The following is a 26,868-nucleotide window of genomic DNA, read 5'->3' on the forward strand; positions in this document are numbered from 1 at the left end:
CCGCTCCGGTGTACCGACCACCGATACTGCGACCACTGTTCCCGGATTAGGATGGGTGGCGTATCCGGAGGGCAGTGACGGAGGGTTCTGTGGCCGACGAGCCGGTGACCGTGTGGGAACGCCGCCGCCGAGGAGAGCGGGGGCCGGCGCCCGAACGCGACCGCGACCAGATCACGGAGGTCGCCGTCACCCTGGCGGACGAGGGCGGCCTGGCGTCCGTGTCGATGCGCCAGGTGGCGTCGCGGCTCGGCACGGGCCCCTCCTCCCTCTACCGCTACGTCGCCACCCGGGACGAACTCCTGGACCTGATGGCGGACAGCGTCGCCGCGGAGATCGACGTGACCGTACCGCTCAGCGGTGACCCGGTAGCAGACCTGAGCGGCTTCGCCCGGCGGTCCAAGGCCGTGCACCTCGCCCACCCCTGGCTGCTGGACCTGCCCCCGGAACCCGGCCGGATCGGCCCCAGGGGTGCCGATCTCGTCGAGTACGCGCTCCAGGCGATGGCCCCCACGACGCTGTCGCAGCGGGCGCGGCTGGAGACCTTCGGGCTGCTGAACGGCCTGGTGACCCTGTTCGCCCGGACCGAGATCAGCCGACGGAATTCACCCACCGACCGGCAGGCCGCACACGCCGCCTTTCTCGCGAAGACGGCCGCGGACGGTCGGCACCCGTACTTGGCCGAAGCCGTGGCAGTGGCACAGGAACCGGAGGACGAGCCCGACGCCGTCTTCGAGCGCATGATCCGCGGTGTCCTCACCGGGCTGGTGCGTTGACACGCACAGGGGAAACACGACGATCCCCGCCCCACAAGGGGTCAGGTCTCCTCGGAGGCGAACGAATCCACCGGATCAGCGACTACTCCCGCTCAACCAGCTGAAGAGCGTAACGGTCCGGTCCCAGCGGCCCCAGGCGATGAAGGCGAACAGGACGATGAGGATGACCGGGGTGAACCAGACCCCGGCGCTGATAACGGTGACCTCGTAGACGAACGCGCCCACCATCAGAGCGATGAAGGCGAGGGCGGTGAAGCCGGAGAGCAGCGGGATCAGCAGGGCGATGGCACCGGCCAGCTCCAGGGCGCCGATGAGGTACATGAACCAGTCCCCGTAGCCGATCGCATCGAAGGTCGGCTCCGCGGACGGGTGGGCGATCAGTTTGGGCAGGGCGCTCGCACCGGCGAAGAACACGGCGAGCAGGACCTGTAGTACCCACAGGGTGATGTTGAGGCCCCGCCCGGGGCCAGCGGTGGCGGTACGGGGCTCGTGCTGCCTGGTCATGGTCGGCTCCTGAAACAGGGGTGGGCAGTTTCCCCGGACTGACTCGGAGCGGCGGGGAGAATCATCGGTCGGGGCTGTCGCACACGTGTGGCGCGGCGGCTGTGCGCCGCCGCGCCACGGGCGAGGTGTTTTGTGTGCCGGGTCAGATGCTCCGGAGGGGAGCCGTCGGCCGTGGTGGAGTTATCCGCTCACGGTCAGGTCGGAGCTCCCGCTGCTTTCGTAGCCCTCGGTCGCGAGGATCATGTAATGGCTGAAGCTGCCCAGTTCCAAGCCGGCGTCGGTCCACGCGTCGAAGTGGTTGCCGCTGGTGATGGTGCCGCCCGTGCGCGGTGACTGGCGGACGCTCCAGTACTGGGGGAAGGTCGCCTCACCCTCGACGGACGGGGCGTCGTAGCGCATCGTGCGGTACATGTCGTACGTACCGCCGTCGCTCTCCATCGTGCCCATGTCGTCCCCTTCGGGACGGTAGGTGCCGAAGTTGTCGACGACGTAGTACTCCACGAGCGGGTCGGACGTCCATCCGTAGAGGCACAGGTAGCCGTTGCCGGACGGGCTGAAGCTGCCGGAGTAGTTGACGCTCCTGCGGCCGCCGGTGCTCCAGCCCTTGCCGCAGACGAAGTTTCCGGTGTCGGTCCAGGAGGTGCTGTAGCTGCCACCGGAGCCCAGGGTCATCGAGACCGAGCCGCCGCCGTCGGTCCAGAACGAGTAGAAGAAGCCGTCGTGGGTGCCGGTCTCGTTCTCGGTGATGGTCTGGGCGTGGGCGGTACCGGGCAGCATCAGCATGGGCGTGACCAGCGCCAACGTGCTGGCGCCGCCGATGAGGGTTCTGCGGCTGATGGAGTGGGCGGGGGTGTGTTCCATGGACTTGTCTCCTCCATGCGGGGCCTGGTGGGGGCCAGGCGGCGTGGCACGCTCAGGAGCCCGCGGGTGGCCGGGGGGTGGTCACCGTGGGTCGGTGTCGTGCGACGCGGCGGGGTAGGCGGGTTGCCGTGGAGGACCATCGTTGAGCGTCCCCATCATGTTGTCAATAATTTCCGGAAGATTCCCGGAAAATTAACCACCATTAAGTGAAGGGCTGTGCAGTTCAGCGCGCTTTCCGGTCGCGAGTGGGTGACACAAAGGTCGGTTTCGATGAGAGTAGCTGGCCTAGTCCGGTTCAGGCTTCCGAAAAGTTTCGGCCTGCGGTCGGTTCGGAGCCGCGCTGGGTGACGGCCTCGCGCTGCGGGGTGCATGGCGTCTCCCGCGGAATCGCGTTCCTTTTTCTTCTGATGTGAGCGCATTTCAGCTGCACAGCGCCACGCCTGAGAAAGGAGGGGCAAAGGGGGCTCTGGGGTCGAGTCGGGGCGGCTTCTGCGGGTATCCAGGCCGCGAAGTTCTCGCGCCCCCGCTCTTGCGAGGAAAGGACACCCATGAGACCTCCCCGTCCCCCATCCCTCCTGAGGAAACTCGGAATCCTCCTGGCCACGGCCCTGCTCCTGTCGGTACTGGCGCCGGTCGGCGCGGTCGCCGACGAACGGTCGGCCGCTTCGGTCAATCTGCGCACCCCCTTCGACTGCGGCCAGGTCTGGAACGCCAATACCCGCACCAACCACAATCCCCAGCTGGCCGTCGACTTCCAGCGTTCGGACGCGCAGGGCCAGAACGTGCGCTCCAGCGCCGCCGGGACCGTGACCACGGTCGAGGACTTGGGCGACGAGAGCTACCTGCCTTATTCGAGAGTGCTCCGGCCTTCAGGCCGGGGGTGAATCGAATCAGAGCTCCCACCCGCTCGTCTGTCGGCAGGGGCGGGCGTTCTGGTTTTGTCGTAGGCGGGTGTGATGATGCCGGGCATGCAGCTCAGGTATGCCTTCCGCGTGTACCCGGACGCCGGCCAGCGCACCGCACTGGCCCACGCGTTCGGGTGCGCCCGCGTGGTCTACAACGACGCCCTGCGCACCCGCGAGACCGCACGCGCCCAGGGCCAGGCCTGCCCCAAGAGCGGCGAGCTGTCCAAACTAGTGATCACCGAGGCCAAGAAGACCGCCGAACGCGCCTGGCTGGGCGAGGTCAGCACCGTAGTCCTGCAGCAGTCCTTGCGTGACCTGGACGCGGCCTGCCGCACCTTCTTCGACGGCCTGGCGGGCAAGCGCCCCAGGATGGGTGCGCCCCGGTTCAAGTCCCGCAAGGACCACCGCCAGTCGGTCCGCTTCACCGCCAACGCCCGGTGGAAGATCACCGACCAGGGCAAACTCGCCCTGCCCAAGATCGGCGAGATCAAGGTGAAGTGGTCGCGCGCCCTGCCCTCGGCCCCCGCCACGGTGACCCTCATCAAGGACTCCGCAGGCCGGTACTTCGCCTCGTTCGTGGTCGAGACCGACGACAAACCTTGGCCCGAAACCACAGACGATGTTGGCATCGATCTGGGGCTGGGCCACTTCGCTGTCCTGTCGGACGGCACCAAGATCGACAACCCCCGGTTCCTGCGCCGGGCCGAGAAGAAGCTGAAGAAGGCCCAGCGGAACCTGTCCCGCAAACAGAAGGGATCGGCCAACCGGGCCAAGGCACGGGTGCAGGTCGCCCGCGGCCACACCAGGGTCGCCGATGAGCGCCGCGAGTTCCACCACCAGTTGTCCACACGCATCATTCGCGAGAACCAAGCGGTGTACGTGGAGGACCTGTGTGTGAAGGGGCTCGGGCGCACCCGGCAGGCTAAGAGCGTGCACGACGCCGGGTGGTCGGCGTTCGTGCACATGCTGGAGTACAAAGCGACCAGGTATGGGCGCACCTTCGCCAGGGTGGGCCGGTTCCTGGCCTCCTCCCAGACGTGCCATGTCTGCTGGGTGGTGGACGGACCCAAACCACTGCATGTGCGCACGTGGACCTGTTCCGGGTGCGACACCGAACACGATCGGGATGTGAACGCGTCCCGGGTCGTGCTCGCCGCTGGACGGAAACTCGCCCGAGGGCGGGAAGCGGAGAGTTGAAACGCCTGCGGAGGCTGGGTGAGACCACCACCCTTTCGGGTGGGGCACCGGCCCGCGAAACAGGAACCAGCGGACGCCGCGAGGCGCACCGCGCCTATGGCCGCGAGGCTGTAGGAATCCTCGGGGTTCCCCCCCGAGGAGGACGTCAAGGCAGGTACATCGTCATCGACCACGGCAGCGGGGTCTCCACCCTCTACGCCCACTCGCAGACCCAGTCGGTCTCGGTCGGTGACTCCGTGAGTACCGGAACCGTCATCGGCACCGTCGGCAGTACCGGTGGCTCGACCGGGCCCCACCTGCACTACGAGCAGATCGTCGACGGCACCGTGGTCCGCGCGGTGCTCAACGGTCTGGAGATCGCCTACTACGGGGACACCACGGTCACCAGCAGCACCAGTTGCTGATCTCTATCCTGCGCTCCTGACCAGGGCCGACGCGGAGTCGGACCTGGTCAGCCGTTGTTCTGGCCGACCTGACGCACAGGAGGGGACAGGCCCCCGGCGTCCACTCCGGGGAGGGAGAGCCGTCCCTCCCCAGGGGGAGGTCCGCGAAGCCCTGACCCGCGCATCCTGGAACAAGGTCGGAGCAGGCCGACGCGGCCCGCCCCTGCGACCGTCGCGGGGGCGGGCCCGAACCCAGGGAGCGAAGCATGGTGGAGGGGATGTCCCGTCAGGTGCGCTGGCCCGCGTACACGATGGCGGCGCTGCTGCTCGGTTACGCCGTGGGAAAGGCCGTCTACGCGGTGCAGGGCCGCCTCGGCTTCCCAGGCGGTCCAGCGGTTCCCGCCGGTGACTACGCGCGGTACGCGGCCCAGAGCCTGGACGTGGCCGCCATGCAGTGGGCCGCGGTCGTGACCGGCCTGATCGCCGCGCTGTTCATGCTGGCCACGGTCACCGGATGGGGGCGCAGAGCGCCCCGGCCGCTGATGCTGGCCCTGCTGGGTGCGGCCCTGCTCGGAATCGGTGCTGGCGCGCTGATCGTCGCCGCGGACGGGTTCCTCGGCATCGGCCCGGGCTGGCAGTGGTACCAGGGGCTGTTCGCGATCGGAGTCCTGGCGCTCCTCGTGGTCACCACGCGCTCCTATGCCCGGGCGACCAGGCCTAGGTTGACCGATCGGTCAGGGGTGCGGGGCTGAGGGTGTGCAGCAATCGGGCGAACCCCTCGTGCTCGCTTTCGGCGAGGAGGCGCAGTGCGTGTTCCTGTGCCTCCGCCACGGAGGGGGACAGCCGGTCGTGGAGGGTGCGGCCGCGCTTGGAGGCTTTGAGGACCACGCGCCTGCGGTCGGCGGGGTCGACACTCCGGTAGGCGAAGGCGTCGCTGACCAGGCGGTCTGCGACCCGGGTAGCGGTCGGGCCGGTCAGGCTGAGCTCCTCGGACAGCGCCGCCATGGGCAGTGGGCCGCGTGCCACCAGGAGTTCCAGCATGCGCCACCGGTCCACGGTCAGTCCCTGCTCGCGCACGCTCGCGGCGGCGCTGGCGTCCAGCCGAGCGACGACCTTGCGGAGGAACAAGGGTTGGAGGCCCTCACCGGAGATCGCCTCACCCATGGTCACCACATCTCGTGTCGCGTACGGTGTCTGGCAAACATCTTCATCCGAGAAGATTTCATCTGGGCGTAAATTTAGCACACCTGATACCGGGGGTAACGCTCTGTAGCGCTTGGGGACGCGGCAACCCAGGAAAGGAGCGCTCATGCTGTGTCACTGTCCCGAACACGGAGAACGGCAGCGTACCGACGACTTTCCTGTGGGCGTGGTCATCCCGCTGCGCGGACCCGCCGGGATCTTCGGCCCCTCCTGCGAGGCCGTCACCGAGACCGCCCTCGAGCAGATCAACTCCGCCGGCGGCCTCCTGGGCAGGCGTCTGCGCCCGGTCGTCATCGACGGCGGTCAACCGGTGCGGGACGTCGCGGCCCAGGTGAGCGCGCTCACGCGTTCCGGGGACATCCACGCGGTGACGGGCTGGCACATCTCGCAGGTCCGCCAGCACCTCGTCCCCGTGGTGCGGGACCACGTCCCCTACGTGTACACGTCCCTGTACGAGGGCGGTGAGAACTCCACCGGTGTCTTCTGCTCCGGGGAGACGCCCCCGGACCAGATCGCTCCCGCCATGCGCTGGATGCGCGACGAACAGGGCGCGCGGGACCTCTTCGTCGTCGGCGACGACTACGTCTGGCCGCGCAGTACCGCGCGCTCGATCCACGCGTACGCGCACGAACTCGGGATGCGGGTAGTGGGGGAGTCGTTCGTCGAGCTCGGCACGGAGGACTTCGGGCCGACGCTGGACCTGGTCCGGGGCAGCGACGCCGACACCGTACTCATGCTCCTGGTCGGGCAAGACGCCGTGGCCTTCAACCGGCTGTTCGCCGCGTACGGCCTCCAAGAGCGCGTCCGCCGCCTCACGCCCCTGATGGAGGAGAACATGCTGCTCGGCAGTGGCGCCGACAGCACCGCGGGCCTCTACGTGGCCGCCGCCTACTTCCGGTCCCTGCCCACCGAGTCGGCGCTCGACCTGTCCGGCGCCTATACGCGCATGCACGGCCCAGACGCGCCACCGCTCAACAACATGGCGGAGTCGTGCTACGAGGGGCTGATGGCGCTCGACGCGCTCGTGCACCGTGCGGGCACCACCCGCCCCGAACTCCTCTCGAAGGTCGGTGACTCCGTCGGCTACGACGGGCCGCGCGGGGCCATGCAGCTCAGGTCGGGCAACGTCCACCAACGCGTGTACATGGCCCGTGCCGAAGGGCTGGGCTTCGAGATCCTCGACCGCCTCTGAGGCCTCCGGCGCCTGCCTGCCACCGAAGATCACCACATGCCCCTTGCCACTTGCTTCTATTTGAATTATTTTCAAATGAAAGGAGTGATCATGGCCACCTACTTGTACCGCTGTCCGGACCGCCACGAGACCGACCTGGCCGCGCCCATGGGGCAGGCACCCGCACAGACCGACTGCGCCTGCGGAAGCCGGGCCCGAAGGGCCTTCACCGCACCGATGGTGCGCGCCGTCCCCCGTGCCCACGCACAGGTGCGCGACGCCGCCGAACAGAGCGCGGACACACCTCCGGTCACCACGGGGCCGTTGCCGGATCCGGCACCGCCGCCGCTCGCCGACCCCCGACACGCGCTCCTGCCGCGGGCCTGAGAGGTCGACGATGAGCGCCGCCGGACTCTTCTACGTCGGAGCCGTGCTGATCATCAACGGCCTCCTCCTGCTGGGCGTCATCTCAGCCAAGGCCGCAGCCCCCCTCAACCTCTTCGTCGGATCCCTCCAGGTGGTCGTGCCAACTGTCCTGCTGGTCCAGGCGCCCGACACCTTCGCCGTCGCCGACGCCGCCCCGATCTACCTGTTCGGGTTCACCTACCTGTGGGTCGGCATCAACGCCGTCACCGGCTGGGACCAGCGCGGCCTGGGCTGGTTCTCGCTCTTCGTCGCCGTCACGGCAGTCACCGTCGCGGCCTACACCGGCCTGATCCGAGGCGACGGCCCCTTCACGGTGATCTGGCTGTACTGGGCCGTGCTCTGGTTCCTCTTCTTCTGCGTGCTGGGCGCCGAGCTCACCCACCTGGCCCGCTTCACCGGCGGGTTCGCGATCGTCACCGGTGTCGTGACGGCCGCGATCCCCGGAGCACTGCTTGCCACCGGCTACTGGCCCACCACCACGGCCGTCACCGTCGCGCTCGCCTGCGTCGGGGCGGTCAGTCTCGCCGGGCTGTGGTTGGCCACCGCCCGCGCCGAACCCGAGGAGGCCGTGTCCGCCGAACCCGTGCGCCCCGCCTGACCTGGTCGGACCTGCTCCGGTCCGCCTGACCCGTCCTACCTGACTTGTTCAGCCCGACCTGTTTCACCCGCCAAGCACCCGGGCCCGAGCGGCCCGCACCCGGAAAGAGAGTCCGTCATGCCCGACGTCATCTTCAGCCACGACCCCTCGAAACCCATGGCCCAGCAGGCCGTCCCCGGACACAACCGGTTCCACCCCGAGGTCCCCGCGGCCGCCAGCGTGCGGCCGGGCCAGGAGTTCCGGATCGAGTGCCGGGAGTGGACCGACGGCCAGATCGGTGACAACGACTCCGCCAACGACGTGCGCGACGTCGACCTGAACCGGTGCCACATGCTCAGCGGACCCGTCAGCGTGGAGGGGGTGGAACCGGGAGACCTGCTCATCGTCGACATCCTCGACCTCGGTCCCATTCCCCAGGAGAAGGGCCCCGTCTGCGGCCAGGGGTGGGGTTACAGCGGCATCTTCGCCAAGGTCAACGGCGGCGGCTTCCTCACCGACTACTACCCTGACGCCTACAAGGCCATCTGGGACTTCCACGGCCAGGCGGCCACCTCCCGCCACGTGCCCGGTGTGGAGTACACGGGCATCACCCACCCCGGCCTGATGGGTGTGGCACCCTCCCACGAACTGCTCGACACCTGGAACCGCCGCGAAAAGGCGCTCATCGACACCGACCCGGAGCGGGTGCCGCCGCTGGCACTGCCGCCCCTGGTGGACCAGACCCTGGCCGGCCACGCCGACGGCGACCTCCTGTCCCGCATCGCCGCCTCGGGCGCGCGGACCGTGCCGCCCCGGGAGAACGGCGGCAACCACGACATCAAGAACTTCACCAGGGGGTCGCGCATCTTCTACCCGGTGCACGTTCCCGGAGCCCTGCTCTCCGTCGGCGACCTGCACTTCAGCCAGGGTGACGGCGAGATCAACTTCTGCGGTGCGATCGAGATGGGCGGCTTCATCGACCTGCGCGTGGACGTGATCAAGAACGGCATGGAGACCTACGGGGTGCATCGCAACCCCGTCTTCCAGCCCGGCCGGGTCGCCCCGCAGTACTCGGAGTTCCTCACCTTCATCGGGATCTCCGTCGACCACCGCGACAACACCAACCTGTACATGGACGCCACCGAGGCCTACCGCAACGCCTGCCTCAACGCCATCGAGTACCTCAAGAAGTGGGGTTACACGGGGGAGCAGGCCTACCTCATCCTCGGCACGTCACCGATCGAGGGGCGGATCGGCGGGGTGGTGGACATCCCGAACGCCTGCTGCGCGCTCTACCTGCCCACCGAGATCTTCGCCGACGACATCCGACCGGGCAAGGCCGGTCCGGTACGCAAGGACCGGGGGCAGGTCGCCGTGACCTCCTGATTCCCGGACCCGGTGGCCCGGGGACGGCTTCGGCCGGCCCCGGGCCGCGCGGGAGCGCGGTGGGCGCCCGGACGGGCGCCGGGGTTCCGCCGAGGTGCCTCAGGGGCGCCGGGGCGGCCGAGTTCCGCAAAGGCCGGGCCACGGGTGACTCTGGGGGACGGCCGCACTACAGTTGGCGCTGTGAAGAAGCCAGTCAACCCCCTACTGGCCACAGTGTCGTGGCTGGGTTACGTCGCCCACCGCTATAAGCCCCTGGCCCTCCTCACCTCAGGGCTGCTGGTCGCCTTCGGCGGCGTCCTGGCCGGCATGAGCGTCTGGTGGGGTGTCCCGCCCATCCTGCTCGGAGTGACGATCCCCGCCCTGGACCTGTACTGGGAGCGCAGGAGCGAGAACAACGAAGCCCTCACCTCGGCCCGGGAGAAGGTCCTCGAGGAGGCCCTCGCCCCACTCCTGGAGCTCGCCGCCACCACGACCTTCCAACCGCGGGACAAACGCAACGAGGTCGCGCAGGGGGCCGCTATGCGGGTGGCGGGTGATCTGCGCTCCGCCTTCAGCGACGTGCCCGATGTACGGGCGGTCGTGTTCGTCATCACGCCCGACGGGAAGAAGATGACGCCCCGTTTCCCCGCGGGGCGCTCGGACCGGCCAGGCGACTTCGAACGCGGAACACAGCGGGGGGACAGCGCGTTCAGAATCATCGACGAACTGCCCGAACGCTTCTACATCATGGAGGACCTGGGCGACAACGGATCCCGCAGCCCCTACTGGGCCGGTACGGGAACCAGCTACCGGACCTTCATCTCCGCGCCGATCCGGTCTACCGAGCACGCCTTCGGAATGGTGACCATCGACGCCCCCGTTCCGGGGAGCCTGGACCACCGGCACGGGTCGACCATCGCATTGTTCGCCGCGGCCCTGGGTATATTGTTGGCGGAAGCGGCACGGCGGGATCCCGATCCCGGAGAATCGAAATGGGTGCCATGGGGAAGATCAAACTGACCAAACCGAGGAAGAGCTACCTCGCCAAGGACTCGGAGAAACCCGAGGAAGGGCTGGAGAAGGCCCTGGCGGAAGTCCGTTCCGAACGCAAGAAGCGGGACAAGGCCCTGTTGCGCGCCGACACGGTCGTACGCCCGGCCTGACCGCGGGCAGACGACGGCCCTGCCCTCGCCACCTTCACTCCGGCCCTTTCTTGGCGGTGCCCGAGTCGCGCCGTCCGCCTCTGGCTGCCCGCACCGCGTTTTTCGCCCTGCCCGGTCCACATCAGGCCCGGTCCGCCACGCGCCGGACCCCTGACTCCTTTCCCGGCCGAGCCGTGACCGGTTCGAGTCCCGACATGACGGGAAGGGCTGGAGAGCAGTGAGTCTCTAAGCGAGGGGGCAGCATGGCCAGTCCGGAACAGGCCCGGTACCCGGAGGGCGTACCCTGCTGGGTCGAGCTCTCCGAACCGCACCCCGAGCACGTGATCGCGTTCTTCGGTGAGGTGCTCGGGTGGCACTTCGAGGACCGTACCCCGGAGGGTGCCCGGAACCGCCACTTCGTGGCGCGACTGCGGGACAGGGAGGGCGACGTAGCCGGAGTCGGCTCGCTGATCGCCGAACCCGCGGCCCCTGTCTGGACCACCTATGTGCGGGTCGACAGCGCCGACGACGCGGCCGAGCGCGTGGATTCCGCCGGCGGGAACGTGCTGAGCGGACCCACCGACATCAAGGGCGTCGCCCGGGTGGCCCTCTGCGCCGACTCCGCGGGGGCCAGGTTCGGGCTCTGGGAGCCGCGCGGCAGCGGCGGTGCCCACTTGGTGAACGAGCCCGGGACGTGGAACTTCAGCACCCTGGTCACCTCTGACCCCGAGGCCGCCGCGACCTTCTACGGCACGGTCTTCGGCTGGCAGACCCAGAACGTGCGGCTCGGGGGAGGGTCCGCTGAGGCGACGATGTTCCGCCTGCCCGAGTACGGCGAGTTCCTTGAAGGGCGGAACCCGGGAACCCGCGACGCACACACGGAGGCGGGCGCCCCCGAAGGTTTCACGGACGCGGTCGGCTGGCTGTCGGCGGTCCCGTACGAGGCCCTCGCGGACACTGTGCCGCAGTGGGGCGTGGAGTTCACCGTGTCCGACGCCGAATCGGTCCTCAACCGGGCGGCCCAGCTCGGCGGTACCGTCGTCACGCCGCTCGCCGATATGGGAGGCATGCGCTACGGCGCCTTCCAGGACGCGCGGGGTGCGGCCATGGGTGTCAACGAGTTCCACCACCCGCCCGATTGACCCGGGTCCGGGCCGCCTCGGAACCCCCGTGCGCCCCGAAAACCTCGTACGGCCCGGGTTGGGCGATGAGTGGGGCGGGGCGCGGTGCGGTGGATCGGACATGCGCGGAGCGTCGTCGGTGTACGGCGGCGGACGGACAGCGATGATCGAAGAGTCATCATCAGGTCACGCTGTGCGTTCGCTGGTCGAGGCCGGTGTCTGCACAGCGGCTCGATCCGTGAGGAGAGACACCGCGCATGCCCTGCAGCCGAACCCGCTCCGGGACCCTCCCCGCCGCCCTCACCTTCGCCCTTGGACTCGCCGCCGCCCCAGCGGTCGCCAGCGCCACTCCAGATGCCTACGCCGACGAACAGCAGGACGCGGTCTGCACGTCGGAGGCCCACCCCGAGCTCGCGGAACGCCTGGGTGAAGAGATCCAGGAACAGGCCGACCAGCGCGACGGCCGGGTCGCCGTGGGGGTCTCCGCCCACGACGGCGACCTCGTCTGCGGGCTCGACCCCGCCGCCGAGTTCGACGCCGCGAGCGTCGGCAAGGTCGTCATCCTCGGCGCGCTCCTGCGCACCGCCATGGACGAGGACCGCGAACTCACCGAACGGGAGGACGAGCTTGCCACGGACATGATCACCGTGTCCGGGAACGACTCCACTGTGGAACTCCGCAACCAGCTGGGTGCCGAACGCATTCAGGGCTTCCTGGATCTGGTGGGCATGGACGACACGATCCTGCACCCCGACGGCTCCGTGGGGCTGATGAAGATCAACACCGCGGACCAGCTCAGCCTGCTGGAGGTGCTGCGCACGGAGAATGACGTGCTCGGCGCGGACCAGCGCGAGTACGCGCGCGGGCTCATGGGCGACGTCATCGAGGAGCAGCGGTGGGGCGTGCCGGTGGGGGCGCCCGACGAAGCTGGGGTGTACCTCAAGAACGGCTGGCTGCCCTACCCGGACACGGATGTCTGGCGGGTCAACAGCGTGGGCGGGTTCCAGGACACGCCCATCGGCGACTACGACCTGGTCGTGCTCACCGACGACAACCCGGGCATGCAGCACGGGGTGGACACCATCGAAGCCGTGGCGGTGGCGGCGCACGCCGTGCTCACGGGTGAGGACGCCCCGGAGCGGGCGCCCCTGACGGAGCTTCCGGAGATCGTCTCCGACGGTTCCGACCGCGCCTGACACCGGGCGTGCCGTCGCGCACCCCGGCTCCGGACGCCCCATCGTTTCCAGTGTCCCCGCACACCGGGAACGATGGGGCGGCGGGTTGTCCACAGCCGGGAAAGCACCGCTTGCCGCCGCGGAAGCCGCTGTTCACACTGGGCTGGGGAGGGTCGGCCGACCCCGCCCTCCATCTCCACCCTTCGAGCAGTAGGGACGGCCATGCAGGAATCGATCTTCGACACGCACGCCTGCCTCGACGCCCTCGTCCTGTACTCCACCAGGGCCGACGAGTGCCGCGAGTTCTACAGCACGCTCGGTCTGGCCTTCGGCGCCGAGCATGCCCCGCTCGGTGGCGGGCCCACCCGTTACTCCTGTCGGCTGCCCCTCGGGCCGCTCATCGAGATCCAGCCCGCGACCGAGGAGCACCGGGCCAGCGACCTGCGCCTCAACTTGGCCCTGGACATCACCGAGACCAACCCGCCGCTCGCGCGCGGCAAACACACCCTCACCGACCCCGACGGCCGCAGGGTGGACGTCACCGTCCTGTAGGCCGGGGCCCGGGTGGCGGTTGTTGAACCGGGGTGCTTGGTAGCGCAAGTTCGCACTGCGTCGTTGCCTCCGGTAGTCCGAACGCATGCCGAGTTTCTTCGTGATCTGGGTGCCGCGGTGGTCCAGCAGGAGGCCGCGCCGGCCCCGGCGCTCACCGGCTTGGGCGGTGAACACGACTAGGCCGGTGTGCTGGGAGCCAGGGCCGGTACCGATCTGGACTGGCGGGATTCCTCCCGCTGAACGCCCGGGCATCCCCGCCCAAGACAGGTGAACCCCGGATGGCGACTCTCCACCGCATTACCGCCCGTGCCGACCACTGCGCCGATAGTGTCGGTCTCCGACACTCAAGGCGCTGCCAACAGGGGAGACACATGACCACGACGATCCGGCGCGCGGTGATCCCCGCCGCGGGGATGGGCTCGCGGCTCCTGCCGCTCACCAAGGCCACCCCCAAGGAGATGCTCCCCGTCGGCGACAAGCCCGTCATCGAACACACCGTCCGCGAACTCGTGGCCTCCGGGATCACCGACATCACGATCGTCGTCTCCGGCGGCAAGTCCCTCATCCAGGACCACTTCCGCCCCGACCCCGCCCTGGTCGAACGCCTGCGGGCCGACGGCAAGCACGACTACGCCGACGCCGTGGCCGAAGTCGGTGAGCTGGCCCGCCGCGGCCACATCACCTATCTGGACCAGCACGGCCCCTACGGGAACGGAACACCGGTCCTCAACGCCGCCCGCGGCGTGCGCGACGAACCGATGCTCGTGCTCTGGCCGGACGACGTCTTCGTCGCCGAGGTCCCCCGCGCCCAGCAGCTCATCAGCGCCTACCAGCGCACCGGTCACCCCGTGCTCGCCCTCATGCCCATGGACCCGGCCGACTCCCGCCGCTACGGGGTGCCCCAGGTCGCCGAAGACCTGGCCGACGGCCTCCTGCGGATCACCGGCCTGGTGGAGAAGCCCAAGCCGGCGGACGCTCCGTCCGCCTACGCCGCGATCGGCGGCTACGTGGTCACCCCCGACATCGTCGACGAGCTCCGCACCCAGACCGAGCGCTGGTACACCCACCGCACCGGCGAGATCTACCTGACCGACGCCATCAACGCCCGCGCCGCCGCCCACCCCGTCTACGGTCAGGTCATCCAGGGCCGGTGGTACGACACCGGCAATCCGGCCGACTATCTGGTCGCCCAGTTCGCCTCCGCTCTGAACCACCCCGAGTACGGCCCGCTCCTGCGCCAACTCGCCCAGAACCCGGACCACCCCGAAGGCCGGGCGGCCACCTGACCGCCGGAGACCGGCGCGGGCAGCCGCGAAGGCCACCCCCGGAAGAGGCAATGCCGCACCGGTCGAACCGCACTCGGGGCCGGAACCGGTCAGCGCCGGGTGTGCCGATTCCCCTGTGGTGCCGGGGCTCTAGGATCTGGGGAGGCCATGACCACGCGGCGCGTTCGCGCGTACACCCCCAGGAGGCCAGCGGTGTCCGACCCCCAGCGGAACGAGTTGACGGACAACTCCGGCACGGCATTGCAGGGGCGGAGCTTCGGCGACGTACACATCGGTGCGCCCAAGCCTCCGCCACCTCCGCGCCAGGCACCCAAGGCCGACCGGAGGTTCACCAACCGCGCCGAGGACCTGGTCCGGTTGGAATCCCTGGCCGGGGACGTGGCGCGGGACCGCCGCGGATGTGTCGCCCTGCTCCTGGGCCAAGCCGACATCGGCAAGAGCGCCACCCTCGCCGAGGCGGCCGACCGGATCTCCGGGTACTTCGCCGACGGGGTACTGCACCGGGACCTCACTCAGTGGCGCGACCGCGAGGGCAACCTCGACGTCGCCGGTGTCCTGCGCGGCCTGCTGTACGACCTGCACGTGCGCGACGCCGACCAGGAGTCCGACGTGCGTGCCCTGACGGGTCGGCTGCGCGGTGTCACCGCCGGGAAGAGCCTCCTCCTGCTCCTGGACGACGTGGCCAGCGACAGCGAACTCGACCAATTCCCCCTGGGCTCGGGGCCGCACCTGGTCCTGGCCGCCTGTGCGCAGGGCTTCGGCGGAGCCGGAGACGCCATCGCCCAGGGCGCTGAGGCCCTCACCCTGCGGGCCCTGGCCGACGAGGACTCGCTCCGGCTGTTCCGCTCGTTCCACGCGGTCGACCAGCGCCTGTCCGACCGCCGCGAGTACGCCAGCGCCACACAGCTCGTCCGGCTGTGCGGTGGCCTCCCCTCGACCATCCGCATGGCCGCCGGGCACGTGAACGCCCAGGACCTCAGCGTGACCGAACTGGTGGCGGCCGTACGGTCCCGCCAGCGCTCGTCGGTCCCTCCGCTGTCGGGGGCGGAGGCCGTCATCGACGTGGCACTGTCCGGCCTGGGCTCCGACGGCCTGCGCCTCCTCGAGTTCTTCTCGGTGTGTCCGGGCCGATCCATCCCCGACGAACTGGGGCGCTCGGCACTGGGAGACAGGGCCCCGGAGGTCATCGCCCGACTCGCCGATGCCAGCCTGCTGCACCCGGCGACCGGCAACGGCAGGGGGATGGTCGAGCTCGTCCGGAGCCGGGTCCGCGAGGGCACCGCGGAACGGTGGCGGTTCGGCGCGGCAGCCGTCCTGCGCTTCTTCACCGTCACCCACCACCTGGCAGACCGGGTCGGCCTCGGCGAACGCCACCGCCTGACCACCGACCTGAACACCGCCGAACTCACCACAGCACCCGCCGACTACCGCCCGCCGTTCACCACGCGGCGCGAGGCCGCCGACTGGCAGGACCAGTACCTGGCACACGTGCCCGAGCTGATGCGGATGGCATACGAGATCGGCAACCCCGTGGCGGTCCTCGTCCTGGCCGACGCAGTGTGGCCGGTCTGCCACGGCAGGCGCCGCCTGGAGATCGGTACCCGGATCTACGAGTTCGCTCTCAAAGTGGCCCGGCAGGCCGACCACCGGAGCGCCGTTGTGCGCTGCGCCGTCTACCTCGCCCGCATCCTCACTGAGCTGGGCTCGGCGGAGCGGGCCGCCGCGCTGGTGGCGGAGGCCGCCGAGGCCGCAGAGGGGACCGAGCTGGACCGCGCGGTGGTCCTGGAGACCGAAGGACTGCTCCGGGAACGTTTTCCCGACCTGCGGGGGAGCTCTCAGGCCACCTCCGGAGAGCTCTTGACCCGTTCCCGGGACATCCACCGACGGCTGGGCCGCCCGCGCGGCGACGCCTTGCAGACGTACCAGCTCGGCAACGGCGCCCGTGACCGCGGCGACCTCGCCACCGCGGAGGCCGAACTCCGGGAGGCCGAGCGGTTGGCCGAGAACCGGCTGTCCGAGCTCTCCCGCGTGCCGGACCGGAGCGATCGGCGCTGGCTGATCGACGACTGGAGGCTGCTGCTCGCCAAGGTACGGCTCTCCCTGGCGCGGGTCCTGATCGACCGGGGCCGCTGCGACCAGGCCGAGGCCGCGGCCGACGGGGCCATGATGGTCTTCGACGAGTTCGCCGAACCGGTCAAGCAGGTCCAGGCCGCGCGACTCCTCGCTCGGATCGCACGGGAGAGGGGAGAGGGTGGCCAGGCGCGGGCGTGGCTGGTCTGGGCCGGCCAGGTCGCCGAGTACTACCACCTCGAAGGGGACGTCCGGAAGATCGCCGCCGAGCTGGCGGAGGTGCCAGGCAAGCGCTGAACGGTTCGTGTCGCCCGGACGTTCCGTGCCACCCGTGCCATCCGCGCGACCCGTACCGATGAGCCCTGGTCAGAGCCCACCTCAACTTCCCAAGAAACCGAATTCCGGCGGGGGGGGAGGCCCGCAGCAGCAGGGTCCGGTCACCCAAGCGGACCCGGACCGTTGTGTGCCATCTGCGCCATGGCAGGCATTGCCGCGCCCAGCCGATGGCGGCCGCCGCCACGACCGAGGCGTCGAGGCGGTCCGGCGACCCGCTCTCGTCGTGCACCCGCATGGCCAGGCCCGAACGGTGCATGAGCAGGGCCGACCGTTCGTCGAGGGAGGCGACCGCCAGGAGGGTCTTCGGGTACGTGCTGACCCGCTCCTTCAACCAAGCGCCCGCGTCCTCCTCCGTGCTGCGGCGCCGGTACGACCATGCGTCCGCCGAGCCCCAACGGGGCATGACGGCGTCCTCGGCGTCCACGACCAAGGGGCGCACAGGTGCGCTGTGTGTGCGCGGCGCGGGCGCACCGGCGGGGAACCGGCGCAGCCGTGCCGCCGCTCCCTGCCCGTCGGGGCCGAGGTCCTCCGGGGGGTCGAACGCCACCCGCCAGGCGGTCACGTCCTCGGGGTGTTCTGGTAGGTCCGGCAAGGGTCGGTAGTGGGCGGCCTGTGGCGGTTCGGTGAGTTCCAGCAGTGTGTACAGCAGGGTGCGCAGGCGGGCCGCGGACTCGTTTCGGTGTTCGATGAGCAGGTCGGCGACGGGGGCCACGGGCATGCGCGCCACCCGGTCCACCTGTTCGGCGATGCGGCCGGGTTCCAGTTTCGGCAGCGCCGAACCGAACTCCAACAGAGGTGAACGGGGGTCCAGGTCCGCGGTCGCGAAGGCGGCGAGGAGAACGGGGCGCCCTAGGGACGCGGCGTAGTAGGTCACCGACCCGACGTCCCCGAGCACGACGTCGGCGGCGACGAGCGCGGCCCGCCACCCCTCGGCCGGTGGGACGAGCACCAACCCGGCCTCGATCTCCTCGTTGAACCACAGCTCCAGCTGGGCCCTGCTGTGGTGGTTCCAGACGTTGGGATGGGCGACCACGGCCACGCGGTACTCGTCCTGCGGAAGCTCGGCGAGGAGCGTCTGCACGACCTCGTGCTGGGAGCCCAACAAGGAGTCCCGGTTCCAGGTGGACGAGACCACGACCAAGCGGCGGCCTCGCACGTTGAGTGCTTCACGGTAGCGTTCACGGCGCCCCAGGGCAGCGACCATCCGGTCGAAAGCCGGGTCCCCGACCACCACGCTCCGCCCCTTGGTTTCGGGGCACGTGTCGTGGAGCCGGTCCGCCTGCTCGCTGTGGGACAGGACGAACCGGTCGGCGATCAGCTGCCCCTCATGCAGGAGTTCGGCGGGGTCCAACCCCGAGGCTTTCGCCAGCGACCCCGGTCGGCCGCCCACCCTGCGGTTGTGTCCGGCGCCGTGCGGCATGAGGACCACGGGGGCGTCGAGCCGGTGGAGGTCGCCCTTGGTGCTGGCGGCCAGGGCCAGGTCGAAGCTGTCCGACTCGGCCACGGCCTTCTCCCATGGGACCGGGTCGATACCCGCGGCCCGGAGCATCGGCGTGACACCGGCCTCGGAGGCCGAACCGGGGGTGACGGTGAAGGTGACCCCGACCCGGTTGTCGGCCAGGAGCGCGGTCACGTCCAAGAGCCTGCCCGCCGCGGGGACACTGCGCACGACGGCCAGCACGCTGCGGTTGGTGGAGAAGGTGGCCCACACATCGGTTCGGCGCTGCACGGTGTAGTTCTCTAAGGTTGCTTCGCCTGGATCGTCCAGGTTCGGCAGGTCAGCCTACGGGAACCGGGCCCCGGTACCGAAACCCGCCCACCGGAGCCGCCCCGGTTCCGGTGGGCGGGAACCTCAGCCGCCGGGGACCAGAACCACCCGTCCGGTCGCCGCCCCCCGCGCCTGGCGGTCCCATCCCTGTGCCGCCTCGGCCAGCGGGATGCGCTCGTGGGGCACGCTCAGACGCCCGGCGGCGGACTCGCGCGCCACGGTCGCCACCGAGTCCGCGCGCTGGTCCGGGGTGAGTGCGTTGTTCGTGTAGCCAAGCAAGCACAGGGACCGGCTGCGCAGGGTGCCCGAGTCCAGGGGTGCCTGCTCGCCGGCGGCCGAACCCAGGTGCACCAGGCGCCCGCCGGGACGCAGGACACGGATCGCGGCCGCGGCCGGGGCGCCGAAGAGCGGGTCCACGACCAGGTCCACGGAGCCCCCAGCGGCCTCGGAGAGCCGCTCGGTGAGGGTCTCCGCGTCGTCGGAGTCCAGCGCCGCCACGGCGTCCGCGCCCGCCTGGGCAGCCCGCTCACGGCCGCCCCGGGACCGCGCCGCCGCGACCACCCGGCCCGCGCCGAGGGTGCGCGCCAGCTGGACCGCGGCCAGCCCTACGACCCCGCTGGCACCGAGGACCAGCACGTCCTCCCCGCGCTCCAGGCCCCCGCGCCAGGTCAGCGCCATGTGGGCCGCCACCGCGGACAGGCCCAGCGCCGCTAAGGCCACGGGGTCGACACCCTCGGGCAGAGCCACCAGGTGCTCCTCGGGTACCAGGGCGAGGTCGGCCATGCTCCCGTCGCCCGGCGCCATCCCGGCCGGGGTGGGGAACCACACGGGCCGCCCGTTCCAGAACCCCACACCCTGCACCCCCGGTACGTAGGGGGTGGCGGGTACCCCGAAGTAGGAGCGCCCGCCCGCGCACAGCAGGTCCAAGGGGGTCACCGGGGCGGCCAGTACCCGCACAACGGCCTGCCCGGCAGCGGGCTCCGGGTCGGAGCGTTCCCGCACGGCGGGGGAGTGCCCGGGGGTGTCGATGCTCGCGGCGATCACAGCCTGCCTCCTTCGCCCGACGGGCTCAGGGGGTCCGCGTCACTTGCGGCACGGACTCCACCCGGGCTACGTCGGAGCTGATCTCTCCCGCCGTGGCCAGGAGCAACGGCAGGTGGTGCTGGGTGAGGTGTTCCAGGGACGTCTCGGCGGCGTGGGTGTTGACGTTGACCGCGGCGAACACCCTGCCCTGGCCGTCCCGCAGCGGCGCCGCCACGGACCGGATCCCCAAGGCCAGATCCTCGTCGGTGAGCGCCCACCCCCGGGCGCCGACTTCGCGCAGCGCGGCGCAGCGCTCCTCCGGATCGGGCTGCCACCGGGGAACCAGCCCCGAACGGGTGGGTTCGGACAGGACCCGCTCGACCTCGTCCGGTGTCATGGCGGACAGCAGCACCTTGCCCAGGGAGGTCTGCAGAGCGGGGAAGCGCGTTCCGATCTGCACGGCCAGGGTGACGATCTTGGGCACCGCCACCCGGGCCACGTAGACGATGTCCGGACCGTCCAGTTGCGCGATGGAACACGACTCCCCGGTGCGTTCGGAGAGCCCTTCCAAGTGCGGTCGGGCGATCTCCCACAGGCCGGTCGAGCGCACGTAGGCCATACCCAGCTCCAGCACGCGGGGTGTGAGTGTGAAGCCCGCGTTGCCGGAGCGCACGTACCCCAACTCCCGCAGGGTGATGAGGACCCGTCGTGCGGTGGGCCGGGCCAGGTCGGCCTCTTTGGCGACCTCGGCCAGTGTCATCGTCGGCCGGTGCGGTTGGAAGGCCCGGATCACGTCCAAGCCCCGTGCCAGGGCCTCGATGAAGTCGGGACCGGCGCCCTCGCGCGGCATGGTCTCTCCGTTCGGTGTCGGGGAAGCGCCAGCATACCGAGGGACCATCCGGTGGACAGCCATCCCGGCGGGGCGCGCACCCCTCACCCGCCATGGGTACTCGCGTCGCGGTACTCGGTGTAGGTGTAGGTGTAGGGGTTGTCCATCACCTTGGATTCGGGGATGTCCGGGTTCATGCCCGCCTCCCACTCCTCGTCGCCGATGGTCGAGCGCAGGTGCTCGATCGTGGCGTCCACGTTCCGCCGCACCGAGGCCAGGTCGGTGTCCACGAGCCGGTGTTCGTGCTTGACCACCCGGCCGTTCACCAGAACCGTGTGCACGTCGCCCCGCTGGGCCTGGAAGACCACGTGGCCGTAGGGGTGCAGGATCGGGAACGACACCGGCGAGGCGTCGTTGCGGATCAGTACGAGGTCGGCCTTGGCCCCGGGCGTGACGCGGCCCAGGTCGTCGCGGCCCAGAGCGGACGCGCCGCCGAGGGTGGCCCACTCCACGACCTGTGCCGCGCGCAGCGCCGAGTGGGTGACGGTGTTCCCGGCCAGGTGCGCCTCCAGGTGTTCACGGGAGCGGTCGGCGCTCAGGGTCGCGCGCATGGCGCTGAACAGGTCGCCGCTCCACCACACGCTCGTGTCCATCGACAGCGAAACCGGGATCCCGTGTTTGCGGAGTACCCAGGTGGGCGGGTAGCCCTGTCCGGCACTCTGCTCGCTCTCCGTGGACACCGAGACCGAACCTCCGGTCGCGGCGATGCGCTGGTAGGAGTCCTCCGAAAGGGAGGCGGCGTGCACGTAGACGGTCTCCGGACCCATGAAGCCGTTCTCGTGCATGAGCTTGATGCTGTTGTCGCCGGTGGCGCCCCACACCCCCGCGTGGGTGGTCACGGGGAGCCCGAGCTCGCGGGCCGCTTCGAAGGCGGGCTTCTCAGGGAAGTCCGGGTCGCCGGTGACGTCGAAGGCGATCTGCAGGTCCAGCATGTGGTCGTCGCGGTGGCGTTCGACGAAGGCACGGAACTCGGGCGCGGCGGTCCACTCCGCGGGCGCCTGGTGGATGTTGCCGTAGGCGAGCACGTGCCGACCGGGGACCGATCCCAGCGCCTCGACGGCGGCTTCGGCGTGTTCCGTGGTCTGGAGCCCGTGCGACCAGTCCACGACCGTGGTCACCCCGGCCTCCAGCGCCTCGAGGGCGGCGAGGGTGTTGCCGGCGTGGATGTCCTCGGGACGGAAGTGCTTGCCGTGCGCGAGGTAGTTCCAGACGAAGTACTGGGTCAGGGTCCAGTCGGCCCCGTAGCCGCGCATGGCGGTCTGCCACATGTGGCGGTGGGTGTCGACCATGCCGGGCATGACGATGCCTCCGGCCGCGTCGATCTCCGCGGTTCCCTGCGGCACGTCCAGGTCCACCCCCACCGCGGACACGTGGTCGTCGACGACTAGCACGTCCGTGTCGTGGAGGACGGAGCGTTCGGCGTCCATGGTCAGGACGGTGCCGCCGCGCAGCACCACCGGTCGGTCTGAGGGGAAATCGCTGTTCCGGTTCATGGGGGACTCCTCGATGTCGACGTTGTACCGGCCGGTTCGCAGCGCCATTGTACCTTTTCCGGACGAAGGTCCGCTTAGCGGTCACCAGTAGAGACTTCCCTTGTCGCTCAGATTGGAAGTCCTGTCAAGGCGGGCAACCCAAGGTTTTTCCCCGCACTGGTGAAGTTTTGTCTAGGGGGTTGACTCGGTGTGGCCTCAAGTACAGAATCGCTGGTGCGGACATTTGTCCGTTAAGCGGACACGGAGGGGGAGGAATGACGGGGGACCCAGACGCACGGGTCACGGCACCGGGCGGACCACCGGTCGCGGCACCGAGCGGGGCAGCGGGGCGGACACCGCCCGGAGGCGCGGAGAGCGCGGCCTCGGGCGGTCCGCTGTCAGGCCTGCTGATCGCGGACTTCTCCCGGATCCTGGCCGGCCCCTACGCCACCATGCTGCTGGCCGACCTGGGGGCCGAGGTCGTCAAGGTCGAAGGGCCGTCCGGGGACGACACGCGGTCCTGGAAGCCGCCCGTACGCGGTGACACGTCCACCTACTACCTGGGCGTGAACCGCAATAAGCGCTCGGTCGTGCTGGACCTGAAACAGGAGGAGGACGGCCGGGCCGCGCGCGAACTCGCCAGGCGCGCCGACGTGGTGATCGAGAACTTCCGGCCCGGCGGGCTGGCCCGCTACGGACTCGACCACGACAGCGTCCGGGCCACCAACGACGGCATCGTCTACTGCTCCATCACGGGCTTCGGCACCGGTGCCGGACGGGACGTCCCCGGCTACGACCTCATGGTCCAAGCGGTCTCCGGGCTGATGAGCCTCACCGGGGACCCGGACGGGCCGCCCTACCGGGCAGGCATCTCGGTGTTCGACGTCATGGCGGGCAACCACGCCGTCATCGGTATCCTCGCGGCGCTGCGGCACCGCGACGCCACGGGGGAGGGCCAGCTGGTGGAGGTCAACCTGCTGTCCTCCGCTCTGACCGGGCTGGTCAACCACAGCTCGGCCCACGTGGCGGGCGACACCGTCCCCACCCGGATGGGCAACGCCCACCCCAGCGTGTTCCCCTACGAACCGCTGCCCACGGCCGACGACGACCTCATCGTCACCGCCGCCAACGACCGCCAGTTCCGTGCCCTGTGCGCAGTGCTCGGCATCGCCGAGACCGCCGACGACCCGCGCTTCGCCACCAACGCGGCACGGACCGCCAACCGCGGCGAACTCCGGCCCCTCCTGGTCGAGAGGCTGTCGAAACGGGGCGCACTGGAGTGGTTCGAGCTGCTGGTGGAGTCCGGGGTCCCCTGCGGCCCGATCCAGACCATCGACAAGGGGTTCGCGATGGCTGAACGCTTCGGGCTGGAGCCGGTCGTACGGGTCGGTGAGGGCGACAGTGAGGTACCCACCACACGCAACCCGATCCGCTTCTCCGCGACCCCCGCCTCCTACCGGCTGCCCCCACCCGGGCTGGACGAGCACGGGGACGGGCTGAGGGCCTGGCTGGCCGACTCCGAGGGGGAGGGGTAGCCGTGAGCGAGCGCACCGAGAACGAGCGCACCGAGTACCCCACCGCCCTGGGCGCGGCCGACCCCACCACCATCACCCTCCTCGGCCAGGACCTCGCCGAGGACGTCATGGGCAAGGTCGGGTTCGGTGAACTCGCCTTCTGGCTCGCCGCCCAACGCCGCCCCGAGCCCGGGGAGACCCGAGTCTTCGAGGCGGTCTTGGCGGCCCTGGCCGACCACGGCTTCACCCCCACCGCGATCGTCACCCGGCTGACCTACCTGTCCGCGCCCGACTCCATCCAGGGGGCGCTCGCGGCGGGGCTCCTCGGCGGCGGATCCCGGTTCCTCGGCGTCACCGAGGACACCGGTCGATTCTTGGACGAGGTGCTGCGCTCCCTGGATGGCCACCTCCCTGAGGGGGAACAGGGCTGGGACGAGGTCGCACTGCGGACCGTCCGCGCCGAACGCGAGGCCCGCAGGCTGGTCCCGGGGCTCGGGCACCACGTGCACAAACAGGGCGATCCGCGTACCCCGGCGCTGATGCGCATCGCCCGGGAGGAAGGGCAGTTCGGCCCCCACCTGGAGCTCTTCGAGGCGATCGGCCGCGTCCACCCCGAGGTTCTCGGCAAGAAGCTGCCGCTCAACGGCGCGGGTGTGTGCGGCGCGGCCCTGGCCGACCTCGGCCTGCCCATCGAACTGCTGCGCGGTTTCGCCCTCCTGGCCCGCACCGCGGGGCTGGTGGGGCAGCTGGCCGAAGAGATGCGCTCACCCGTGGCGAACGACGTCTTCCTGTCCGTCGACCGCAACAACAGGCCGATCGGACCCACCCCGCACACCCCCGACGAGACCTGATCCGGAGGACGATCCCCATGGCGTTCGTGACCGAGGAGAACCTGACCGACCTGGCCGAGGAGCGCTGGGGGAGCGCCCACGACCCCCGCACCGGGCAGCTGCTCACCGCGCTCGTCCGCCACCTGCACGACTTCGCCCGCGAGGTCGACCTCACCGAGGCGGAGTGGATGGCCGCCGTCGAGTGGCTGACCGCCACCGGACGCGCCTGCGACGACAAGCGGCAGGAATTCATCCTGGCTTCGGACGTGCTCGGTCTGAGTACGCTCGTCGTCCAGCTGAACAACCGGTTCTCCTCCGGCGCCACCCCCGCCACCGTGCTGGGACCCTTCCACATCGACGGGTCACCGCCCGCCGAGTTCGGCCACGACATGGCCCAGGGGATCGAGGGCACACCCCTGTACGTCACCGGCCGTGTCGTCGACACCGACGGGCAGCCCGTACCCGGGGCGGTCCTGGACGTGTGGCAGGCCGACGCCGAAGGGGCCTACGAGGCCCAGCTGGAAGTCGACGAGGCGCGGCTGCGCGCCAAGTACCGGGCCCGGCAGGACGGGACCTACTGCCTGCGCACCATCGCGCCGACGGGCTACACGATCCCCTTGGACGGGCCGGTCGGCGACCTGGTCAAGCGCACCGAGATCAGCCCCTACCGTCCCGCCCATATCCACTTCCTCATCGAGGAACCCGGCTACGCCCGGCTCATCACGCACCTGTTCCGCGAGGGGACGGACTTCCTCTCCACCGACGTGGTCTTCGGGACCAAGGACGCCCTGGTCGTGCCCTTCACCGAGCACCCCGCGGGCCCGGCCCCGGACGGCGGCGAGTCCGCGGAGCCTTACCTGCGCGCCGAGTACGACTTCGTCTTGGACAGCCGGGAACCTCAGCGCGGAAGCCGCACACCCGGCGTGCCCGGCCCCCGGTAGGCTCTGCTCCCTCACGTACCGGGGGCTAGCGGAAGGGAACCTGGGTGATCGTCCTCGTCAACGGCCCGTTCGGAGGCGGCAAGACCACCACCGCCGAACTCCTCGTGAAGCAGGTGCCGAACAGCCGCCTCTTCGACCCGGAGCTGGTCGGGCTGGTCCTCCGGCACTTCCTGGCCGACCACCCCGGTGACTTCCAGGACCTGCCGCCGTGGCGGGCCCTCTTCCACGCTGCGGCGGCCGAGATCCACGCCTTCACCGGGCAGACCCTCATCGCCCCGATGAGTATTCTGCGCCGCGACTACGCCGAGGAGATCCTGGACGGCCTGCGCGCCCGGGGCCTGGAGGTCCGGCGAGTGGTCCTCCACCCTGACCGGGAGGTGCTGGAGAGCCGCATCGCCGGGGACGACCTCGTCCCGGACGACCCCGAGCGCTCGGCCTCGGCGACCGCGTTCCGCCGTGCCAAGAGCGAGCCCTACTACCGGGCCCACCGGGAATGGCTCGCGGACTGGGCGGACCTGGTCATCGACACCAGCGAGCTGAGCCCGCCGCAGGTCGCGGAGGGCGTGCTCCGAGGACTCCCGGAACTCGCCCCGAACCCGTGATCCGTGTGCGGCTTAGGCTGGGAGCATGCTCTCATCGGCGCAACTCGCCGTTTTCGTCCCCGCCGCGCTGGCCGTGGCGGTCTCCCCGGGCGCCAACAACCTGCTCGCGTTCCGCAACGGCCTGCGGCAGGGCCTCCGTCCAGCCGCCTTAGCGCTCACTGGACGCTTCGCCGCGTTCTCCATCATGCTCGGCGTGGTCATCACCGGCCTGGGGGCGCTCCTGCACACCTCCCAGACGGCCTTCGAGGTCCTGCGGGTCGCCGGGGCGGCCGTCATGATCGGCCTGGGCGTGTGGGTGGTGTGGTCGGCACGCGCCACACCAGCACCTGGGGGACACTCCGCAGATCAGGGGAGCGAACGTACGAGCGGCCTGGCGGCATGGAAACTGGCGGCCCAGGAGTTCGTGACCGCGGCCGCCAACCCCAAGGCGCTGCTGCTGTTCACCGCCTTCCTGCCGCCGTTCGTCTCCGCCCAGCCCGAGGCGGCCGCGGTCGGAGCGCAGCTGGTCGCGCTGGGCGTGCTCTACATCGTGTGCGAGGCGGTCACGGCGCTGGGGTGGGCGGCCGCCGGGCGGGTGCTGGCCGGGCGCAAGCTGCGGCCGGTGACTCTGCGCCGGTTGGACCAGGCGTCAGGTGGTGCGCTGATCGCCTTCGGCGGGGGCCTGGCACTGGCGGACCTGTCCCGTCGTTGAGGGCTGCGCGAGAGTGAGCGCGGTCGCTGGTGAGCGTCTGGAGCAAGGTTCGGGCCCGCGTCGGCTGAGGGCCGTCATGGGAGACTGTCCG

The 26,868-nt window shown here is 70.3% G+C and carries 27 protein-coding genes and 2 pseudogenes; 21 read left to right on the forward strand and 8 right to left on the reverse strand.

Translation table 11 applies throughout. The features are described 5' to 3' along the window. Positions 1–74: 74 nt before the first annotated feature. The gene (locus ACYVDG_RS25190; protein WP_460758549.1) at positions 75–773 is read left to right on the forward strand and encodes a TetR/AcrR family transcriptional regulator; all 699 of its coding nucleotides are present in this window, start codon (positions 75–77) and stop codon (positions 771–773) included. Between the two features lie 75 nt (positions 774–848). Here the strand turns inward: ACYVDG_RS25190 and ACYVDG_RS25195 are convergent, their stop codons facing one another. Together ACYVDG_RS25195 and ACYVDG_RS25200 are read right to left on the reverse strand one after the other, a co-directional pair. Then, positions 849–1,277 carry a DoxX family protein gene (locus tag ACYVDG_RS25195; protein WP_460758553.1) on the reverse strand — a complete coding sequence of 143 codons (429 nt, stop codon included), beginning with the start codon at positions 1,275–1,277 and terminating at the stop codon, positions 849–851. Positions 1,278–1,457: 180 nt separating this feature from the next. After that, complete coding sequence (locus tag ACYVDG_RS25200) at positions 1,458–2,138, reverse strand: glycoside hydrolase family 11 protein (protein ID WP_460758555.1); 681 nt, start codon at positions 2,136–2,138, stop codon at positions 1,458–1,460. Between the two features lie 548 nt (positions 2,139–2,686). Here ACYVDG_RS25200 and ACYVDG_RS25205 point away from each other — a divergent pair. The 4 genes from ACYVDG_RS25205 (at position 2,687) to ACYVDG_RS25220 (ending at position 5,375) form a co-directional block, all read left to right on the forward strand. After that, the gene (locus ACYVDG_RS25205; protein ID WP_460758557.1) at positions 2,687–3,022 is read left to right on the forward strand and encodes a hypothetical protein; all 336 of its coding nucleotides are present in this window, start codon (positions 2,687–2,689) and stop codon (positions 3,020–3,022) included. A gap of 84 nt (positions 3,023–3,106) precedes the next feature. Then, on the forward strand, positions 3,107–4,240 hold the full coding sequence (locus ACYVDG_RS25210; protein WP_460758560.1) for an RNA-guided endonuclease InsQ/TnpB family protein: 1,134 nt from the start codon (positions 3,107–3,109) through the stop codon (positions 4,238–4,240). Then, positions 4,237–4,644: a M23 family metallopeptidase gene (locus ACYVDG_RS25215; protein ID WP_460758562.1), complete on the forward strand. Its 408-nt coding sequence runs from the start codon at positions 4,237–4,239 to the stop codon at positions 4,642–4,644. Before ACYVDG_RS25210 ends, ACYVDG_RS25215 begins: the two co-directional genes overlap by 4 nt. A 245-nt stretch (positions 4,645–4,889) precedes the next feature. Continuing rightward, positions 4,890–5,375, forward strand: a complete 486-nt coding sequence (locus tag ACYVDG_RS25220) for a hypothetical protein (protein ID WP_460758564.1) — start codon at positions 4,890–4,892, stop codon at positions 5,373–5,375. Here ACYVDG_RS25220 and ACYVDG_RS25225 read toward each other — a convergent pair. Beyond that, positions 5,341–5,787: a MarR family winged helix-turn-helix transcriptional regulator gene (locus ACYVDG_RS25225; RefSeq protein WP_460758567.1), complete on the reverse strand. Its 447-nt coding sequence runs from the start codon at positions 5,785–5,787 to the stop codon at positions 5,341–5,343. The two genes, ACYVDG_RS25220 and ACYVDG_RS25225, sit on opposite strands and share 35 nt — an antisense overlap. 145 nt (positions 5,788–5,932) lie before the next feature. Here ACYVDG_RS25225 and ACYVDG_RS25230 point away from each other — a divergent pair, with 145 nt between their 5' ends. The 9 genes from ACYVDG_RS25230 to ACYVDG_RS25270 all read left to right on the forward strand — a co-directional run bounded on the left by ACYVDG_RS25230 (position 5,933) and on the right by ACYVDG_RS25270 (position 13,355). Next, positions 5,933–7,018 (forward strand): substrate-binding domain-containing protein, encoded by a 1,086-nt coding sequence (locus ACYVDG_RS25230; protein ID WP_460758570.1) that lies wholly within the window; start codon positions 5,933–5,935, stop codon positions 7,016–7,018. Between the two features lie 90 nt (positions 7,019–7,108). After that, on the forward strand, positions 7,109–7,384 hold the full coding sequence (locus tag ACYVDG_RS25235; RefSeq protein ID WP_460758574.1) for a transcriptional regulator: 276 nt from the start codon (positions 7,109–7,111) through the stop codon (positions 7,382–7,384). Between the two features lie 10 nt (positions 7,385–7,394). Next, positions 7,395–8,021 carry an AmiS/UreI family transporter gene (locus tag ACYVDG_RS25240; protein WP_460758577.1) on the forward strand — a complete coding sequence of 209 codons (627 nt, stop codon included), beginning with the start codon at positions 7,395–7,397 and terminating at the stop codon, positions 8,019–8,021. Between the two features lie 117 nt (positions 8,022–8,138). Beyond that, positions 8,139–9,386, forward strand: a complete 1,248-nt coding sequence (fmdA, locus tag ACYVDG_RS25245) for a formamidase (RefSeq protein WP_460758581.1) — start codon at positions 8,139–8,141, stop codon at positions 9,384–9,386. Positions 9,387–9,566: 180 nt separating this feature from the next. Continuing rightward, complete coding sequence (locus ACYVDG_RS25250) at positions 9,567–10,385, forward strand: hypothetical protein (protein ID WP_460758583.1); 819 nt, start codon at positions 9,567–9,569, stop codon at positions 10,383–10,385. Continuing rightward, entirely contained in the window at positions 10,367–10,528 is a 162-nt protein-coding gene (locus ACYVDG_RS25255; RefSeq protein WP_460758586.1) for a hypothetical protein, read from the forward strand. The genes ACYVDG_RS25250 and ACYVDG_RS25255 overlap by 19 nt, the downstream gene beginning before the upstream one ends. A 242-nt stretch (positions 10,529–10,770) precedes the next feature. Continuing rightward, positions 10,771–11,649 carry a VOC family protein gene (locus ACYVDG_RS25260; RefSeq protein WP_460758589.1) on the forward strand — a complete coding sequence of 293 codons (879 nt, stop codon included), beginning with the start codon at positions 10,771–10,773 and terminating at the stop codon, positions 11,647–11,649. Positions 11,650–11,885: 236 nt separating this feature from the next. Beyond that, entirely contained in the window at positions 11,886–12,824 is a 939-nt protein-coding gene (locus ACYVDG_RS25265) for a serine hydrolase (RefSeq protein ID WP_460758592.1), read from the forward strand. Between the two features lie 201 nt (positions 12,825–13,025). Further along, the gene (locus ACYVDG_RS25270; RefSeq protein ID WP_460758596.1) at positions 13,026–13,355 is read left to right on the forward strand and encodes a hypothetical protein; all 330 of its coding nucleotides are present in this window, start codon (positions 13,026–13,028) and stop codon (positions 13,353–13,355) included. 24 nt (positions 13,356–13,379) lie between these two features. On the opposite strand, the pseudogene ACYVDG_RS25275 reads toward ACYVDG_RS25270, so the two are convergent. After that, positions 13,380–13,607 (reverse strand): annotated as a pseudogene (locus tag ACYVDG_RS25275) (RRXRR domain-containing protein); the annotation flags it as partial. Between the two features lie 119 nt (positions 13,608–13,726). Here ACYVDG_RS25275 and ACYVDG_RS25280 point away from each other — a divergent pair. Then, positions 13,727–14,641, forward strand: a complete 915-nt coding sequence (locus tag ACYVDG_RS25280; protein WP_460758598.1) for a UTP--glucose-1-phosphate uridylyltransferase — start codon at positions 13,727–13,729, stop codon at positions 14,639–14,641. 147 nt (positions 14,642–14,788) lie between these two features. Further along, positions 14,789–15,601: pseudogene (locus tag ACYVDG_RS25285) on the forward strand (NB-ARC domain-containing protein); the annotation flags it as partial. Between the two features lie 1,234 nt (positions 15,602–16,835). Here the strand turns inward: ACYVDG_RS25285 and ACYVDG_RS25290 are convergent. The 4 genes from ACYVDG_RS25290 to ACYVDG_RS25305 all read right to left on the reverse strand — a co-directional run bounded on the left by ACYVDG_RS25290 (position 16,836) and on the right by ACYVDG_RS25305 (position 22,220). Next, positions 16,836–18,776 (reverse strand): translation initiation factor IF-2, encoded by a 1,941-nt coding sequence (locus tag ACYVDG_RS25290; RefSeq protein WP_460758601.1) that lies wholly within the window; start codon positions 18,774–18,776, stop codon positions 16,836–16,838. A gap of 123 nt (positions 18,777–18,899) precedes the next feature. Further along, on the reverse strand, positions 18,900–19,859 hold the full coding sequence (locus ACYVDG_RS25295) for a quinone oxidoreductase family protein (protein ID WP_460758604.1): 960 nt from the start codon (positions 19,857–19,859) through the stop codon (positions 18,900–18,902). Between the two features lie 25 nt (positions 19,860–19,884). Beyond that, entirely contained in the window at positions 19,885–20,688 is an 804-nt protein-coding gene (locus ACYVDG_RS25300; RefSeq protein ID WP_460758607.1) for an IclR family transcriptional regulator domain-containing protein, read from the reverse strand. Positions 20,689–20,771: 83 nt separating this feature from the next. After that, the gene (locus ACYVDG_RS25305) at positions 20,772–22,220 is read right to left on the reverse strand and encodes an amidohydrolase family protein (RefSeq protein ID WP_460758692.1); all 1,449 of its coding nucleotides are present in this window, start codon (positions 22,218–22,220) and stop codon (positions 20,772–20,774) included. 254 nt (positions 22,221–22,474) lie between these two features. On the opposite strand from ACYVDG_RS25305, the gene ACYVDG_RS25310 reads away from it, so the two are divergent. Genes ACYVDG_RS25310 through ACYVDG_RS25330 form a run of 5 tightly spaced genes read left to right on the forward strand, consistent with a single transcriptional unit; the run spans position 22,475 to position 26,777 of the window. Further along, positions 22,475–23,734 (forward strand): CaiB/BaiF CoA transferase family protein, encoded by a 1,260-nt coding sequence (locus tag ACYVDG_RS25310; RefSeq protein ID WP_460758609.1) that lies wholly within the window; start codon positions 22,475–22,477, stop codon positions 23,732–23,734. A 2-nt stretch (positions 23,735–23,736) separates the two neighbouring features. Continuing rightward, positions 23,737–24,564, forward strand: a complete 828-nt coding sequence (locus ACYVDG_RS25315; protein ID WP_460758612.1) for a citryl-CoA lyase — start codon at positions 23,737–23,739, stop codon at positions 24,562–24,564. 17 nt (positions 24,565–24,581) lie between these two features. Next, positions 24,582–25,484: a dioxygenase family protein gene (locus tag ACYVDG_RS25320; protein WP_460758615.1), complete on the forward strand. Its 903-nt coding sequence runs from the start codon at positions 24,582–24,584 to the stop codon at positions 25,482–25,484. 44 nt (positions 25,485–25,528) lie between these two features. Beyond that, positions 25,529–26,086 (forward strand): AAA family ATPase, encoded by a 558-nt coding sequence (locus tag ACYVDG_RS25325; protein ID WP_460758617.1) that lies wholly within the window; start codon positions 25,529–25,531, stop codon positions 26,084–26,086. Between the two features lie 25 nt (positions 26,087–26,111). After that, positions 26,112–26,777, forward strand: a complete 666-nt coding sequence (locus ACYVDG_RS25330) for a LysE family translocator (protein WP_460758619.1) — start codon at positions 26,112–26,114, stop codon at positions 26,775–26,777. Positions 26,778–26,868: the final 91 nt, after the last annotated feature.

The organism is Nocardiopsis oceani, assembly GCF_054777395.1.

Excerpts from the sequence above, each read along its gene's own strand:
- ACYVDG_RS25195 (WP_460758553.1), bottom strand. The coding sequence starts at position 1,277 with ATGACCAGGCAGCACGAGCCCCGTACCGCCACCGCTGGCCCCGGGCGG.
- ACYVDG_RS25200 (WP_460758555.1), bottom strand. The coding sequence starts at position 2,138 with ATGGAACACACCCCCGCCCACTCCATCAGCCGCAGAACCCTCATCGGC.
- ACYVDG_RS25205 (WP_460758557.1), top strand. The coding sequence starts at position 2,687 with ATGAGACCTCCCCGTCCCCCATCCCTCCTGAGGAAACTCGGAATCCTC.
- ACYVDG_RS25210 (WP_460758560.1), top strand. The coding sequence starts at position 3,107 with ATGCAGCTCAGGTATGCCTTCCGCGTGTACCCGGACGCCGGCCAGCGC.
- ACYVDG_RS25220 (WP_460758564.1), top strand. The coding sequence starts at position 4,890 with ATGGTGGAGGGGATGTCCCGTCAGGTGCGCTGGCCCGCGTACACGATG.
- ACYVDG_RS25225 (WP_460758567.1), bottom strand. The coding sequence starts at position 5,787 with ATGGGTGAGGCGATCTCCGGTGAGGGCCTCCAACCCTTGTTCCTCCGC.
- ACYVDG_RS25230 (WP_460758570.1), top strand. The coding sequence starts at position 5,933 with ATGCTGTGTCACTGTCCCGAACACGGAGAACGGCAGCGTACCGACGAC.
- ACYVDG_RS25235 (WP_460758574.1), top strand. The coding sequence starts at position 7,109 with ATGGCCACCTACTTGTACCGCTGTCCGGACCGCCACGAGACCGACCTG.
- ACYVDG_RS25240 (WP_460758577.1), top strand. The coding sequence starts at position 7,395 with ATGAGCGCCGCCGGACTCTTCTACGTCGGAGCCGTGCTGATCATCAAC.
- fmdA (WP_460758581.1), top strand. The coding sequence starts at position 8,139 with ATGCCCGACGTCATCTTCAGCCACGACCCCTCGAAACCCATGGCCCAG.
- ACYVDG_RS25255 (WP_460758586.1), top strand. The coding sequence starts at position 10,367 with ATGGGGAAGATCAAACTGACCAAACCGAGGAAGAGCTACCTCGCCAAG.
- ACYVDG_RS25260 (WP_460758589.1), top strand. The coding sequence starts at position 10,771 with ATGGCCAGTCCGGAACAGGCCCGGTACCCGGAGGGCGTACCCTGCTGG.
- ACYVDG_RS25265 (WP_460758592.1), top strand. The coding sequence starts at position 11,886 with ATGCCCTGCAGCCGAACCCGCTCCGGGACCCTCCCCGCCGCCCTCACC.
- ACYVDG_RS25270 (WP_460758596.1), top strand. The coding sequence starts at position 13,026 with ATGCAGGAATCGATCTTCGACACGCACGCCTGCCTCGACGCCCTCGTC.
- ACYVDG_RS25280 (WP_460758598.1), top strand. The coding sequence starts at position 13,727 with ATGACCACGACGATCCGGCGCGCGGTGATCCCCGCCGCGGGGATGGGC.
- ACYVDG_RS25300 (WP_460758607.1), bottom strand. The coding sequence starts at position 20,688 with ATGCCGCGCGAGGGCGCCGGTCCCGACTTCATCGAGGCCCTGGCACGG.
- ACYVDG_RS25305 (WP_460758692.1), bottom strand. The coding sequence starts at position 22,220 with ATGAACCGGAACAGCGATTTCCCCTCAGACCGACCGGTGGTGCTGCGC.
- ACYVDG_RS25310 (WP_460758609.1), top strand. The coding sequence starts at position 22,475 with ATGACGGGGGACCCAGACGCACGGGTCACGGCACCGGGCGGACCACCG.
- ACYVDG_RS25320 (WP_460758615.1), top strand. The coding sequence starts at position 24,582 with ATGGCGTTCGTGACCGAGGAGAACCTGACCGACCTGGCCGAGGAGCGC.
- ACYVDG_RS25330 (WP_460758619.1), top strand. The coding sequence starts at position 26,112 with ATGCTCTCATCGGCGCAACTCGCCGTTTTCGTCCCCGCCGCGCTGGCC.